This window comes from Streptomyces sp. NPDC026394, assembly GCF_055567735.1.
Map to the genome: position 1 here is coordinate 195,480 of NZ_JBVHPX010000015.1, position 11,814 is coordinate 207,293.

Genomic DNA, 11,814 nt, shown 5'->3' on the forward strand with positions numbered 1-11,814 from the left:
GGTGATGAACCATGATCGCGCCGGTCGAGGCGGCCTTCGAAGCGTTGAGCGCGGCAGCCCCGAGGGGTGGCGCGTGGAACTGATCGAAGGGAAGGTCCACGTGGTGCCGCCCGCAAACGGCGAGCACGAGGAAATCGTGGCCGAGGTCGCGGACCAGGTGTCCGGCCGCCGCAAGGACGCGAAGCTGCGCACACGCACCGGGCTCGGCTTGAACATCCCCGGTGTCTCGATCACCGGGAAGGTCATTCCCGACCTCGTGATCGCCCGAAGGGGAGTTTCAGCGACAGGCTGGAGTACCACGACCCGTCACCGGTGATGCTGGTGGGTGAGGTGACCTCGAAGTCCACTGCGGAGCAGGACCGCGGGGCCAAGCTGGGTGGCTACGCCCGGGCCGGTATCCCCTTCTACCTCCTGGTGGGCCGGAAGGCGGAACCGGTGACCCTCCACTCCGAACCACGAGACGACAAGGACACCCGCCTGTCGGCGGTCGTCCTCTCCAAGACGATCGTCCTACCCGCACCGTTCGACTTCGAGATCGACACGGGCGAGTTCTGACCCGCGTGGCCCACGGGCCCACCCCGAATTCCGCGAACGGGGTGGGCCGCACCCGCACCCCCTACCAGCTCGACTTCCGAACCCCCGGCAGGAACCCCGCGTGCGCCTGCTCGCGGAGCTTGACCCGGGAGAGGCCGAAGGCGCGGAAGTAGCCGCGCGGGCGGCCGTCGACGCTGTCGCGGTTGCGTACGCGGGTGGCGCTCGCGTCGCGCGGCTGGCGGGCGAGTTCGCGGTGGGCGGCCAGCCGTTCCTGCTCCGGGGTGTGCGGATTGCGGATGACGGACTTCAGCAGGGCCCGCCGGGCGGCGTAACGGGCCACCGTCGCGCGCCGCTTCTCGTTCTTCGCGATCTTGCTCTTCTTGGCCATCAGACCTTCTCCCCTCGTGCGCGGATGCGGGCGACGGCCGCCTCGATCCCGATCGTGTCCACGGTCTTGATCCCCTTCGCGCTGAGCGTGAGGCGCACGTGCCGGCCCTCGCTCGCCAGCCAGTAGCGCTTGCGCTGGATGTTGGGGTCGAAGCGCCGGGATGTGCGGCGGTGCGAGTGCGAGACGGATTTGCCGAAGCCGGGGCTGCGGCCGGTGAGCTGGCAGTGGGCGGACAAGGTCAGCACCTCCTAATGAAAATGGAAACCATTTCTGTATAGTAGCGCCCATGGCCCGCAACGAACTACGACCCGTGATCAAGCTCCGGTCCACCGCCGGGACCGGCTACACCTACGTCACCCGCAAGAACCGCCGGAACCACCCCGACCGGCTGGTGCTGAAGAAGTACGACCCGGTCGCCGGCCGCCACGTCGACTTCCGAGAGGAGCGCTGAGCAGCGCCATGAAGCCTGGAATCCACCCGCCGTACGGGCCCGTCGTCTTCCGTGACCGGGCCGCCGGCCACGCCTTCCTGACCCGGTCGACCGCCACCAGCGACAAGACGGTCGAGTGGGAGGACGGCAACACGTACCCGGTCATCGATGTCGAGATCTCCTCGGCGAGCCACCCCTTCTACACGGGGACGGCGCGGGTGCTGGACACCGCGGGACGCGTCGAGCGCTTCGAGCGCCGGTACGGGAAGCGCGGGGCCCGCTGATGGGCGGCCCGTCGCGGAAGGGCGCCGCCGGCCCCGGAGGCGGCGGCGCTGACCGGCTGTCCGTGGTGATCGTCGGCGGGCTGCACTCGGACGCCCGCCGGACCACGGTGGAACGGTTGCTGCACGCCGTACCCGGCAGCGTCGCACTCCACCACGATCTCGCCTCCGCCGCTGAAGGAACGGTCCGCCGGACGGTGCGGGACGCCGGCGGGGTGCTCGACACGGGCGAGGCGCCGCTGGCCAACGACTGCGCCTGCTGCGCGCTCCGCGAGGACCTGGTCCCCGAACTGGAGCGGCTGGCCGCCGGACGCACCTGCCGGCTGGCCGTCGTCGAACTGTGGGACTCCGTTGAGCCCAAGGCCATGGCCGAGGTCGTCACCGCCTGCGGCGGCGAGGAACTCGCGCTGACCGGCGTCCTCACCGCCGTGGACCCGGCGCTGCTGCTGCCCTACCTGGGCTGCGGCGACGACCTGGCCGAGGCCGGGCTGGCCGCGGCCGTCTCCGACCAGCGGACCGTCGCGGACACCTGGGCCCGGCAACTGGAGTACCCGCCGGTGCTCGCCCTGGCGCCGGGGGAGGAGGGCGACGCGGCCGACTTGGCGCTGCTCGCCCAACTGCACCCGACAGCACGGCTCGTGGACGTCGGGTCCCCGGGCGAACTGGCCGGGGCGGCCCTCGCCGGGTTCGACGTGGAGGCGGCCGCCGCGCGGCAGCACCCGGCGTGCGCGCTGCTCCCCCAGGAGGCCGACGCGGACGGTGTCGGGACGCTCGTCTGGCACCGCACCCGGCCCTTCCACCCGGCCCGGCTGTACGCGGCGCTGGAGGACCTGACCTGTGCGGCGGCCCGCAGCCGTGGCCGGTTCTGGCTGGCGGACCGGCCGGACACGCTGCTGTCCTGGGACGCGGCGGGCGGCGCCCTGTGCGTCGAGAGCGCCGGGCCGTGGCTGGCCGCGCTGCCGGACGCCGCCTGGGACCTGGTGCCTCCGGTGCGCCGCGCCGCGGCCGCCCTGGACTGGCACCCCGAGCACGGGGACCGCGCGCAGCACCTGGTCTTCACCTCGCCGGGGCTGGACCGCGACGGGCTGTTGTCGCTGCTGGAGTCCTGCCTGCTCACGGACGAGGAGTACGCGGGCGGGCCGGGGGCGTGGAAGCGGCTGGCTCCCGCGTTCGACGCACTCCTCGACCCCGTTCCGTAACTTCCCCTGCCCCGCGGTCTTCCTGCCCGCTGCCGCCGGAATCTGTTTCCACCGGCCCCTGCCTCCACCGGCCGCGCCCGACCCGTACCGCCCTCAGGAGCCCCGATGCCCCGTCGCCACGACCCCCGTAAGAAGACCGCACCCCGTCCCAACCCGCTGGACGCGGCGGGAATCACGTACATCGACTACAAGGACACCGACCTGCTGCGGAAGTTCATCTCCGACCGCGGCAAGATCCGCAGCCGCCGGGTCACGCGGGTGAGCGCGCAGCAGCAGCGGCAGCTGGCCCGCGCGGTCAAGAACGCCCGGGAAATGGCGCTGCTGCCGTACACGTCGAAGTGAGGGCCGCGCGGCCGCCCGCCGCTGTTTGCCGGGTTGCCGCCGCTTACGGAGAAGCCCGGCCCGCCGTCGGCCTTCCGGAACACCGTGCGGTGTTGCGGAAGGCCGGCTCTCCAGTTCCGGGGAACTCTGTCGTCCGCTGATACGTCCCGTGAGCATGGAGTTCGACGAGCTGTGACCGGGGCGCCACGGGCCGTCGTGCACGTGCATCCGACCATGCATCGGCATATGAACGCAGCTATGATCCCCATCAGTTGCAGTTGACACCGGTTACCGCTGTGCGCACTGCTGCTGACAGCCCATCATCGACCGCTCAGCGCGCCACGACCCGTCACCGCTGACCACCGCATTCACCGGGAGAGACCTGTGCCCGACGCATACAACGGCATGGCCGCAACGGATCTCCACGGTGTGACCTGGCAGAAGAGCCGGCACAGCAACTCGCAGGGGTCCTGCGTGGAGTTCGCGCGGCTCCCGGGCGGGGAGATCGCCGTACGCAACTCCCGGTTCCCGGAGGGGCCGGCGCTCGTCTATACGCCCGCCGAGGTCGAGGCGATGATCGCGGGCGTCAAGGACGGCGAGTTCGACCACCTGGTCCGGGACTGACCGGTACGGCCCGCACCGGGACCGGGACGCTACGGTCCCGGTCGCCACGGCCCCGGCCGGCTGCGCGCCTGCCCGGACGGTCCCGGCCGTCCGGGCAGGCCGGCGAAGGCTCCGTGGCCCCCGGGCCCCGTGCCCCCGAGGCCCCGGAGCCTCCGCCGCTCAGGGCAGCCGGAACTGCGCCCACACGACCTTGCCGTGCGGTGCGCCGGCCAGCGGGTGCCAGCCCCAGCCGTCGCTGAAGGAGTCGACCAGGTACAGGCCGCGGCCCGACTCCGCGCCGGCGTCGGCCGTCCCGGCCTCCGGGGACGCGTCGCTGGCGTCGCGTACCGCGCACACCAGCCGCGACGACCACCGCATCAGGTGCAGCCGGGCGGGCAGGGCGCCCGGGTCGGCAGGGGGCTCGTACACGGCGTGCGCGGGCTCGTAAGCGCTGGTGGCGCCGGCCGGGGAGGCGTGCCGCAGGGCGTTGGTGACCAGTTCGGAGACGACCAGGGTGACGCTGTCGAAGATCTCCTCCAGGTCCCAGCGGTGCAGGGTGTCGCGGGTGAACTGCCGTGCGCCGCGCACCGATTCGTAACGGGGGGCCAGCGAGTAGGAGACGGATCCGGAGACGGCCAGGGGGTCGACGGGAGGGAAGCCCTGCCACAACGGCTGGAGCATGGTCAAAACCTTGGTCCCCATGCGAGGCACTCCTGGCGTTCGCGGACGTCATGACCCTGGCCGGGCAGCCGGATCTGGCGGTCTGGCGGATCTTTCCCGAGCGTGCATGCGTGCGCTGTCCATGGTTCCCAATGCGTACGCCAGATGCAAGGGCAGATGCACGTGCACGCGCCCTGTTTGGGAGCGGCCGTGCCACTTCACGCGTATTTCTTCCTACGTGTTCTTGTGGAGCGCACGCCCGGACCTCCCACATCCGTAACCGGATGAGCACTCAACGAAGCCCGGACGTGGCAGACTGCGGGCCACTGTTGGACGGGGTGGGCCATGGGAGGGTCACAAAGGTGTCCGCAAGCGAATCGAGCGGGTCCGTGGTGCGGCGCATCCTGCTGGGGGCACAGCTCCGCAGGCTGCGTGAATCCCGCGGGATCACCCGCGAGGCGGCCGGCTACTCCATCCGCGCGTCCGAGTCGAAGATCAGCCGGATGGAACTGGGCCGGGTCAGCTTCAAGGCGCGGGACGTGGAAGACCTGCTCACGCTGTACGGCGTGAACGATCCGCAGGAGCGTGAGGCGTTGTTGGTGCTGGCCCGCGAGGCCAACGTCGCGGGCTGGTGGCACAGTTACGGCGACGTGCTGCCCGGCTGGTTCCAGACATATGTGGGCTTGGAGGGCGCCGCTTCGCTCATCCGCGCCTACGAGGTGCAGTTCGTGCACGGGCTTCTGCAGACGCAGGAGTACGCGCACGCCGTCGTGCACCGTGGGATGCCGGGGGCGAGTGCGGCGGAGATCGACCGCCGGGTCGCGCTGCGCCTGGAGCGGCAGAAGTTGCTGCTGGCGGAGCGCCCTCCGGAGTTCCACTGCGTGCTCGACGAGGCGGCGCTGCGCCGCCCGTACGGCGACCGGGAGGTGATGCGCGGGCAGTTGAGACATCTGATCGAACTGTCCGAGCGGCCGAATGTGCGCTTGCAGGTGATGCCGTTCAGTTTCGGCGGGCACGCGGGGGAGAGCGGTGCGTTCACCACACTCGGCTTCCCGGAGCCCGGACTGCCCGACGTCGTGTACCTGGAACAGCTGACCAGCGCGCTCTATCTCGACAAACGCGACGAAGTTGCCCAGTACGCGCGGGTCATGGACCGCCTCCAGGAGGACAGTCCGAATCCGGCCGAGACCAGAGACTTGATACGTGGTCTACTCCAACTGACTTAACTCGTAGGTAGCATGAGTTCCCATCAGGAGTAAGCACCCCCCCGGCCGGGGCGCTGCGACCGGCGCCCTGTCCTCCAGATTGGGATTTCGCATGTCCTACTTCGACGAGTTGGCGTATCAATACATCGGCGGCGAATGGCGGGCCGGCAGCGGTTCGTGGGACATCGTCGATTTCAATCCCTATGACGGGGAGAAGCTGGCGTCCATCACCGTGGCCACGGTTGACGAGATCGACCAGGCGTACCGTGCAGCCGAACGCGCACAGGGGGAGTGGGGGGCCACCAACCCGTACACCCGCCGGCTGGTCTTCGAACGCGCACTGCGGATCATCGACGACCGGGAGCAGGAGCTGGGTGCCGCGATCGCCGCCGAGGTCGGCGGCACCCACGCCAAGGTGGCTTTCGAACTCCACCTGGTACGGGAATTCCTGCGCGAGGCGATCCAGTTGTCGCTGCGGGCCGAGGGCCGCATATTGCCGTCCCCGGTGGACGGCAAGGAGAACCGGCTCTACCGGCTCCCGGTCGGTGTCGTGGGGGTCATCAGCCCCTTCAATTTCCCCTTCCTGCTGTCGGTCAAGTCGGTGGCGCCCGCGCTCGCGCTCGGCAACGCCGTGGTGCTCAAGCCCCACCAGAACACCCCGGTCTGCGGCGGCGGCCTGGTCGCGAAGGTCTTCGAGGAGGCCGGGCTGCCGGCCGGACTGCTGAACGTCGTGGTCACCGACATCGCGGAGATCGGTGACGCGCTCATCGAGCACCCGGTGCCGAAGGTCATCTCCTTCACCGGTTCCGAGAAGGTCGGCCGCCACGTCGCGACCGTCGCTGCCTCCCACTTCAAGCGCACGGTCCTGGAACTGGGCGGCAACAGCGCGCTGGTCGTCCTGGACGACGCCGACATCGACTACGCGGTGGACGCCGCCGTCTTCAGCCGCTTCGTGCACCAGGGTCAGGTCTGCATGGCCGCCAACCGGATACTGGTCGACCGGGCGGTGGAGCAGGAGTTCACCGAGAAGTTCGTCGCCAAGGTCAAGACGCTGAAGGTCGGCGACCCGAGCGATCCGGCCACCCACATCGGCCCGCTGATCAACGAAGGGCAGGCGGAGGCCGTCGCCGCGGTGGTGGACCGCGCCGTCGCCGAGGGCGGCACCGCGCTGGTGCGCGGCACGGTGCGGGGCACCCTGGTCGCGCCGACCGTGCTGGCCGGGCTGGCGCAGGACTCCGTGGCACTCACCCAGGAGATGTTCGGGCCGGTCGTGGCGCTGGTGCCGTTCGACGGTGACGACGAAGCCGTACGGATCACCAACGCCACGCCGTACGGACTCAGCGGCGCGGTGCACACCGCCGACATCGAGCGGGGCGTGCGGTTCGCCAAGCGCATCGAGACCGGCATGATCCACATCAATGACGGCACGGTGCACGACGAGCCGATCGTGCCCTTCGGCGGCGAGAAGGCGTCCGGGCTGGGGCGGCTGAACGGGGACGCGATGGTGGAGGCGTTCACCACCACCAAGTGGATCTCCATCCAGCACGGCCGGTCGCGGTTCCCGTTCTAGCCGCCCGCCGCGGTTCCCGCTCCAGTCGTCCGCCGCGGGGCCGCTCCAGCCGTCCGCCGCGGGTCCCGCCGGGGATTTTTCCGATCGGCGGCCCGTTGAGGACAGTATCTGTCCTCAACGCTTCCTAACGTTCTTCGTGTCGGGCCGCGGCACCAGCGCCGCGGCCCTCACGAAAGGCGGACCCCATGCCCACTCACGTTCCGGCCGAAGCCCACGGTGACGAGCGCGGCGCGCTCCTGGCCTTCCTGGAGGCGCAGCGCGGCGGCCTGCGCCGGTCCGTGCTCGGCCTCACCGACGAACAGGCCGCGCAGAAGCCGTCCGCCAGCGAACTGTCCCTGTCCGGCCTGATCAAGCATGTCGCGGAGGTCGAACAGAGCTGGGTGGATACCGCCCAGGAGAAGCCCCACCCCTTCAAGCGGGACATGGACACCTGGCACCTGGGCTTCCAGTTGGAGGGAGCCGAGACCGTCGAGTCGACGCTCGCCTACTGGGACGAGGTGGCCCGTAAGACCGAGGAGTTCGTCCGCGCGCTGCCGGACCTGAACGCCACCTTCCCGCTGCCCGAGGCGCCCTGGTACCCGCCGAACGCGACGCAGTCGATGCGCTGGCTCCTGCTGCACCTGATCGAGGAGACCGCCCGGCATGCCGGGCACGCGGACGTCATCCGCGAGTCCCTGGACGGCAAGACGGCCTTCACGCTGGTGGACGAGGAGCGGGCGGCGCAGGGCTGATCGGGGGGGGCGGGGCAGAGGCGCCCCTGGCCCAGCCCTCCGGCCGCGGTCCCCTCCCGACGCGTCCTCAATCCTCCCCGTCCCGCAGATCCGCCGCCCGGCGCAGCGCGTCGCGCGCGGACTCCCGGTCGGCGTCGCCGAGTTCGACGGCGTCCGCGCGGCCGAGCCAGGGAGCGGCCGCCTGCAAGCCGTCCAACTGGGCAGCCATCTCGGCGCGCAGCAGGAGAAGCCGTACGAGCTGGAGCGGGGTCGGCCCGGCGTCGTCGCCGGGTTCGTGCTCCAGGGCCCGGTCGATGATCCGGGCCGCCGCGGCGTGGTCGCCCCTGGACTCGCCGATCAGCGTCGCCTGGTGGAGGACGCGCGCGTAACGCTCCTTGGGCACGGCCGTGTGCCCGACGCTGTCGGCGATCGGCTGGCCGACGCGTATGCCGTTGCCACCGGGGTTGGTCATCAGGAACTGCCGTACGCCGTACGACATGTCCTTCAGCGCGCCGATCCGCGGCAGGCCGCGCGCCGGCACCTTGCCGAGCGCGGCCTTCAGGCCGGCCCGGAAGGACGCGTAGAGCCCGTCCACGTCGTCGGTCAGCACGTAGCAGGTGCTGTACGAGGTGGCCGGGTCATGGCTCTTCAGCCCGAAGAAGTGCAGCTCGATGCCGCGCAGGCGGACACCGCAGTACGGGTTCGGGCTCTTCTGGTAGGAGGTCACCTCGAAACCGAGGGCCCGGTAGAAGTCGAGGAGTACGTCGATGGACGGGCACGGGAGGATCGGGATCACGGTCTCGGCCATGCCGACGAGCGCAGAGTGCCAGGAGCGGGTATTCAAACTTGATTAGAGAGGCGGTCTAGGCTGGCCGCAGCGCGAGCGTGAAGGATGCGAGGAAACGATGTCGGCGATCCGGCTGTTGGTTCTGGGGGCCGTGCGTCAGCACGGGCGGGCGCACGGGTACCAGGTGCGCAACGACCTTGAGTACTGGGGCGCCCACGAGTGGTCCAACGCCAAACCGGGGTCGATCTACCACGCGCTCAAGCAGATGGCCAAGCAGGGGCTGATGCTCGCGCACGACATCGCGCCGAGCCCGGCCGGCGGCCCGCCGCGTACGGAGTACGAGCTGACCGAGGCGGGCACGGAGGAGTTCTTCAAGCTGCTGCGCGAGTCCCTGTCCCGGTACGACCGCAAGGTCGACGAGCTGACCGCGGCGATCGGCTTCATCGTCGACCTGCCGCGCGAGGAGGCCGTGGCCCTCCTGAAGGAGCGGGTGCGCGGCCTGGAGGAGTGGCGGCTCTCGGTCACCGAGTACTACACACCGGCGGACGGCCCGGAACAGCTCGGCCACATCGGCGAGATCATGAACATGTGGGTGCATTCGGCGGACGGCGGCGCCGAGTGGACGCGCGGGCTGATCGAGCGGATCGAGGGCGGGGCCTACGTGTTCGCGGGGGAGGGTGAGCCGTTCGTGGGCGTGCTGGCGGAGGGGCAGGAGAATCCGTTCGCGACGGGGGAGCCGGATCCGGCGGAGCGCGGCGGCGAAGCGCCCTCGACCCACGAATAATCAAGTTTGACCAGACGCCCTCCGGGGGCTACGGTCTCCAAACCGGTAGTCAAACTTGTCTACCGATGCTCCGGAGATTCCTGGAGGAGGCATCTTGAACCCGTCACCTGCCCCCACCTCCACGCCCGCCCCCGCCTCACCCTCCGCTCCCGCCATCGCCGTCGAAGGGCTGTGCAAGACCTACGGGCGCACGGCCGCCCTCGACGGCCTCGACCTGACCGTCCCCCACGGCACCGTGCACGGCATCCTCGGCCCGAACGGCGCGGGGAAGACCACCCTCGTCCGTGTCCTGGCCACCTTGCTGCGCCCGGACGCCGGTACCGCCCGGGTCGCCGGTTTCGACGTCTGCCGCCGGCCCGACGAGGTGCGCGTACGGATCGGACTGCTCGGCCAGCACGCCGCCGTCGACGAGGAACTCAGCGGCCGGCAGAACCTGGAGATGTTCGGCCGGCTCTACCACCTGGGCGGGCGCGCGGCAGCGGCCCGGGCCGTCGAGCTGCTGGAGCGGTTCGGCCTGGCCGGCACCGGCAAGAAGGCGGTCGGGAAGTACAGCGGCGGGATGCGACGCCGCCTCGACCTCGCGGCCAGCCTGATCATGTCGCCGCGCATCCTCTTCCTCGACGAGCCGACCACCGGCCTGGACCCGCGGGGCCGTACCGAGGTGTGGCAGGCGGTGCGTTCCCTGGTGGACGGTGGCACGACCGTTCTGCTGACCACGCAGTACCTGGAGGAGGCCGACCAGCTCGCCGACCGGATCTCCGTGGTCGACGACGGACGGGTCATCGCCGACGGCACGTCCGACGAACTCAAGGCCAAGGTCGGCGGCGACCGGATCGACGTGGTCCTGCACGACCCGGCCGGCCTGGCGCGTGCGGCGGCCGTCCTCGACTCCGTCGCCAGGAGGGCCGGGGGCACCGGAACCGCCGTCACCGACGCCGACGCGCGGCGGGTCAGCGCCCCCGTCACCGACCGGATGGCGGCGCTCACCGAGACCGTACGGGCACTGGCGGCAGCCGGTGTCGACGCGCAGGACATCGCCCTGCGCCGCCCCACCCTCGACGAGGTCTTCCTGCACCTGACCCACCGGCCCACCGAGGAGAGGACGACCGTATGAGCACCGCCACGGCACCGGCACCCGCGCCCAGGATCGCCGCCTACCGGTACCGGTGGCTCCTCACCGACTCCTGGACCATGACCCGCCGCGGCCTGGCCCACTGGGCGCGGCAGCCCGTCCAGGTCGTCGTCGGGCTGGTCTTCCCGGTGATGATGCTGGTGATGTTCGGCTACCTCCTCGGCGGCGGGATGGCGCTGCCGGGCGGCGGCGACTACATGGAGTACCTGGTACCGGGGATGCTCGCGCTGACCATGGCCTTCGGCCTGGAAGCGACGATGGTCGCGGTCACCCAGGACCTCGACAAGGGCGTCATCGACCGCTTCCGTTCCATGCCGATGGCCCCGGCGGCCGTGCTGATCGGCCGCAGCGTCCTGGACATGCTGGAGTCGGCGGTCAGCCTGCTGGTGCTGCTCGGTGCCGGGCTGGCGATGGGCTGGCGCTGGCACGGCGGCTTCGGCGACGCGCTGTACGCGGTCGGCCTGCTCCTCCTGCTGCGTTTCGCGATGCTGTGGATCGGTATCCACCTGGCGCTGGTGGCGGGCAAGCCGGAGCTCGTGCAGGCCGTACAGATCCTGGTCTGGCCCGTCGGCTTCCTGTCCAGCGCGTTCGTCTCACCCGCGTCGATGCCGGGCTGGCTGGGTGCCGTCGCCGAGTGGAACCCGATGTCCGCGACGGCGGGCACGGTACGCGAGCTCTTCGCCAACCCGCGGTGGACGGGGAACGGCTGGGCGGCTCAGCACGCGGAACTCCTGGCGGTCGGCTGGCCGTTGGTGCTGCTGGCGGTGTTCTTCCCGCTGGCGGTGCGGAGGTTCGGGCGGCTGGGGCGGTGAGTCGGGTCACGCTTCGGTGAGGTCCCGGAGACCGATGTCGACGGGGAAGGGGACGCTCGTCACGGGCTTGTCGGTATGGATGCGGCGATCGGGGCTCGTGTAGACCGGCGATTCGGGGTGCAGCCGGAACTCGTGCACCACCGGCAGGCCGTTCTCGTCGCGCTCGATCCGCCAGTAGGAAGCGATGCCGGCCTCGGCGTACAGGGCCGGCTCGGCGAAGTGGCCGGCGAGACGGGAGCCCTCGGAGACCCCCTTCACGGCGAGTACGGCCTAATGGGAAGTGAAGGCCGGTGGTAGCTGACCTTCAGGGGCGCGAGCTGAGCCTTTGAGTATGCCCGGGCCTGAGAGCCCTGTTGACAAGACGAGGCCGGCTCGCGCCCAGCAGTCTGGTCAGAAGT

The 11,814-nt window shown here is 70.7% G+C and carries 16 protein-coding genes and 1 pseudogene; 12 read left to right on the forward strand and 5 right to left on the reverse strand.

The genetic code is table 11. The features are described 5' to 3' along the window. The first annotated feature begins 4 nt into the window (after positions 1-4). A pseudogene (locus ACZ4QV_RS29950) lies at positions 5-555 on the forward strand (Uma2 family endonuclease). 61 nt (positions 556-616) lie between these two features. Here the strand turns inward: ACZ4QV_RS29950 and rpsN are convergent. Both rpsN and rpmB read right to left on the reverse strand, forming a co-directional pair. Beyond that, on the reverse strand, positions 617-922 hold the full coding sequence (gene rpsN, locus ACZ4QV_RS29955; protein ID WP_361155583.1) for a 30S ribosomal protein S14: 306 nt from the start codon (positions 920-922) through the stop codon (positions 617-619). Beyond that, a complete protein-coding gene (gene rpmB, locus ACZ4QV_RS29960) occupies positions 922-1,158 on the reverse strand; it encodes a 50S ribosomal protein L28 (RefSeq protein WP_030019255.1) in 237 nt (78 codons plus the stop codon). The genes rpsN and rpmB overlap by 1 nt, the downstream gene beginning before the upstream one ends. 50 nt (positions 1,159-1,208) lie before the next feature. Between rpmB and rpmG the strand changes: the two genes are divergently transcribed. The 5 genes from rpmG (at position 1,209) to ACZ4QV_RS29985 (ending at position 3,777) form a co-directional block, all read left to right on the forward strand. Continuing rightward, positions 1,209-1,373 (forward strand): 50S ribosomal protein L33, encoded by a 165-nt coding sequence (gene rpmG, locus ACZ4QV_RS29965; RefSeq protein ID WP_361155585.1) that lies wholly within the window; start codon positions 1,209-1,211, stop codon positions 1,371-1,373. Between the two features lie 8 nt (positions 1,374-1,381). Then, entirely contained in the window at positions 1,382-1,636 is a 255-nt protein-coding gene (locus ACZ4QV_RS29970) for a type B 50S ribosomal protein L31 (RefSeq protein ID WP_361155587.1), read from the forward strand. Next, positions 1,636-2,832, forward strand: coding sequence for a GTP-binding protein (locus ACZ4QV_RS29975; RefSeq protein ID WP_467763636.1), 1,197 nt, complete (start codon positions 1,636-1,638; stop codon positions 2,830-2,832). Before ACZ4QV_RS29970 ends, ACZ4QV_RS29975 begins: the two co-directional genes overlap by 1 nt. A 105-nt stretch (positions 2,833-2,937) precedes the next feature. After that, the gene (rpsR, locus tag ACZ4QV_RS29980) at positions 2,938-3,174 is read left to right on the forward strand and encodes a 30S ribosomal protein S18 (protein ID WP_361155591.1); all 237 of its coding nucleotides are present in this window, start codon (positions 2,938-2,940) and stop codon (positions 3,172-3,174) included. Between the two features lie 363 nt (positions 3,175-3,537). Continuing rightward, a complete protein-coding gene (locus ACZ4QV_RS29985; RefSeq protein ID WP_030019250.1) occupies positions 3,538-3,777 on the forward strand; it encodes a DUF397 domain-containing protein in 240 nt (79 codons plus the stop codon). Positions 3,778-3,936: 159 nt separating this feature from the next. Here the strand turns inward: ACZ4QV_RS29985 and ACZ4QV_RS29990 are convergent, their stop codons facing one another. Beyond that, positions 3,937-4,458, reverse strand: a complete 522-nt coding sequence (locus ACZ4QV_RS29990) for an ATP-binding protein (RefSeq protein ID WP_361155593.1) — start codon at positions 4,456-4,458, stop codon at positions 3,937-3,939. Positions 4,459-4,778: 320 nt separating this feature from the next. On the opposite strand from ACZ4QV_RS29990, the gene ACZ4QV_RS29995 reads away from it, so the two are divergent. The 3 genes from ACZ4QV_RS29995 (at position 4,779) to ACZ4QV_RS30005 (ending at position 7,922) form a co-directional block, all read left to right on the forward strand. Continuing rightward, on the forward strand, positions 4,779-5,642 hold the full coding sequence (locus tag ACZ4QV_RS29995; RefSeq protein ID WP_125054960.1) for a helix-turn-helix domain-containing protein: 864 nt from the start codon (positions 4,779-4,781) through the stop codon (positions 5,640-5,642). A gap of 91 nt (positions 5,643-5,733) precedes the next feature. Next, positions 5,734-7,191 (forward strand): aldehyde dehydrogenase family protein, encoded by a 1,458-nt coding sequence (locus tag ACZ4QV_RS30000; protein ID WP_361155595.1) that lies wholly within the window; start codon positions 5,734-5,736, stop codon positions 7,189-7,191. Between the two features lie 185 nt (positions 7,192-7,376). Next, on the forward strand, positions 7,377-7,922 hold the full coding sequence (locus ACZ4QV_RS30005) for a DinB family protein (RefSeq protein ID WP_467763637.1): 546 nt from the start codon (positions 7,377-7,379) through the stop codon (positions 7,920-7,922). A gap of 67 nt (positions 7,923-7,989) precedes the next feature. Here ACZ4QV_RS30005 and ACZ4QV_RS30010 read toward each other — a convergent pair whose 3' ends face one another. Next, positions 7,990-8,709, reverse strand: coding sequence for a bleomycin resistance protein (locus tag ACZ4QV_RS30010; RefSeq protein WP_467763638.1), 720 nt, complete (start codon positions 8,707-8,709; stop codon positions 7,990-7,992). 97 nt (positions 8,710-8,806) lie between these two features. On the opposite strand from ACZ4QV_RS30010, the gene ACZ4QV_RS30015 reads away from it, so the two are divergent. The 3 genes from ACZ4QV_RS30015 (at position 8,807) to ACZ4QV_RS30025 (ending at position 11,416) form a co-directional block, all read left to right on the forward strand. Beyond that, entirely contained in the window at positions 8,807-9,472 is a 666-nt protein-coding gene (locus tag ACZ4QV_RS30015) for a PadR family transcriptional regulator (RefSeq protein WP_467763639.1), read from the forward strand. A gap of 94 nt (positions 9,473-9,566) precedes the next feature. Beyond that, complete coding sequence (locus ACZ4QV_RS30020; RefSeq protein WP_467763640.1) at positions 9,567-10,586, forward strand: ATP-binding cassette domain-containing protein; 1,020 nt, start codon at positions 9,567-9,569, stop codon at positions 10,584-10,586. After that, entirely contained in the window at positions 10,583-11,416 is an 834-nt protein-coding gene (locus ACZ4QV_RS30025; RefSeq protein ID WP_361634273.1) for an ABC transporter permease, read from the forward strand. The genes ACZ4QV_RS30020 and ACZ4QV_RS30025 overlap by 4 nt, the downstream gene beginning before the upstream one ends. A 6-nt stretch (positions 11,417-11,422) precedes the next feature. Here ACZ4QV_RS30025 and ACZ4QV_RS30030 read toward each other — a convergent pair whose 3' ends face one another. Beyond that, positions 11,423-11,674: a hypothetical protein gene (locus ACZ4QV_RS30030; protein ID WP_361634270.1), complete on the reverse strand. Its 252-nt coding sequence runs from the start codon at positions 11,672-11,674 to the stop codon at positions 11,423-11,425. Between the last annotated feature and the right edge of the window lie 140 nt (positions 11,675-11,814).

What these genes read in the sequence shown, in the direction of transcription:
- rpsN (WP_361155583.1), bottom strand. Translation starts at nt 922, where the DNA reads ATGGCCAAGAAGAGCAAGATCGCGAAGAACGAGAAGCGGCGCGCGACG.
- rpmG (WP_361155585.1), top strand. Translation starts at nt 1,209, where the DNA reads ATGGCCCGCAACGAACTACGACCCGTGATCAAGCTCCGGTCCACCGCC.
- ACZ4QV_RS29970 (WP_361155587.1), top strand. Translation starts at nt 1,382, where the DNA reads ATGAAGCCTGGAATCCACCCGCCGTACGGGCCCGTCGTCTTCCGTGAC.
- ACZ4QV_RS29975 (WP_467763636.1), top strand. Translation starts at nt 1,636, where the DNA reads ATGGGCGGCCCGTCGCGGAAGGGCGCCGCCGGCCCCGGAGGCGGCGGC.
- rpsR (WP_361155591.1), top strand. Translation starts at nt 2,938, where the DNA reads ATGCCCCGTCGCCACGACCCCCGTAAGAAGACCGCACCCCGTCCCAAC.
- ACZ4QV_RS29990 (WP_361155593.1), bottom strand. Translation starts at nt 4,458, where the DNA reads ATGGGGACCAAGGTTTTGACCATGCTCCAGCCGTTGTGGCAGGGCTTC.
- ACZ4QV_RS30000 (WP_361155595.1), top strand. Translation starts at nt 5,734, where the DNA reads ATGTCCTACTTCGACGAGTTGGCGTATCAATACATCGGCGGCGAATGG.
- ACZ4QV_RS30005 (WP_467763637.1), top strand. Translation starts at nt 7,377, where the DNA reads ATGCCCACTCACGTTCCGGCCGAAGCCCACGGTGACGAGCGCGGCGCG.
- ACZ4QV_RS30010 (WP_467763638.1), bottom strand. Translation starts at nt 8,709, where the DNA reads ATGGCCGAGACCGTGATCCCGATCCTCCCGTGCCCGTCCATCGACGTA.
- ACZ4QV_RS30015 (WP_467763639.1), top strand. Translation starts at nt 8,807, where the DNA reads ATGTCGGCGATCCGGCTGTTGGTTCTGGGGGCCGTGCGTCAGCACGGG.
- ACZ4QV_RS30025 (WP_361634273.1), top strand. Translation starts at nt 10,583, where the DNA reads ATGAGCACCGCCACGGCACCGGCACCCGCGCCCAGGATCGCCGCCTAC.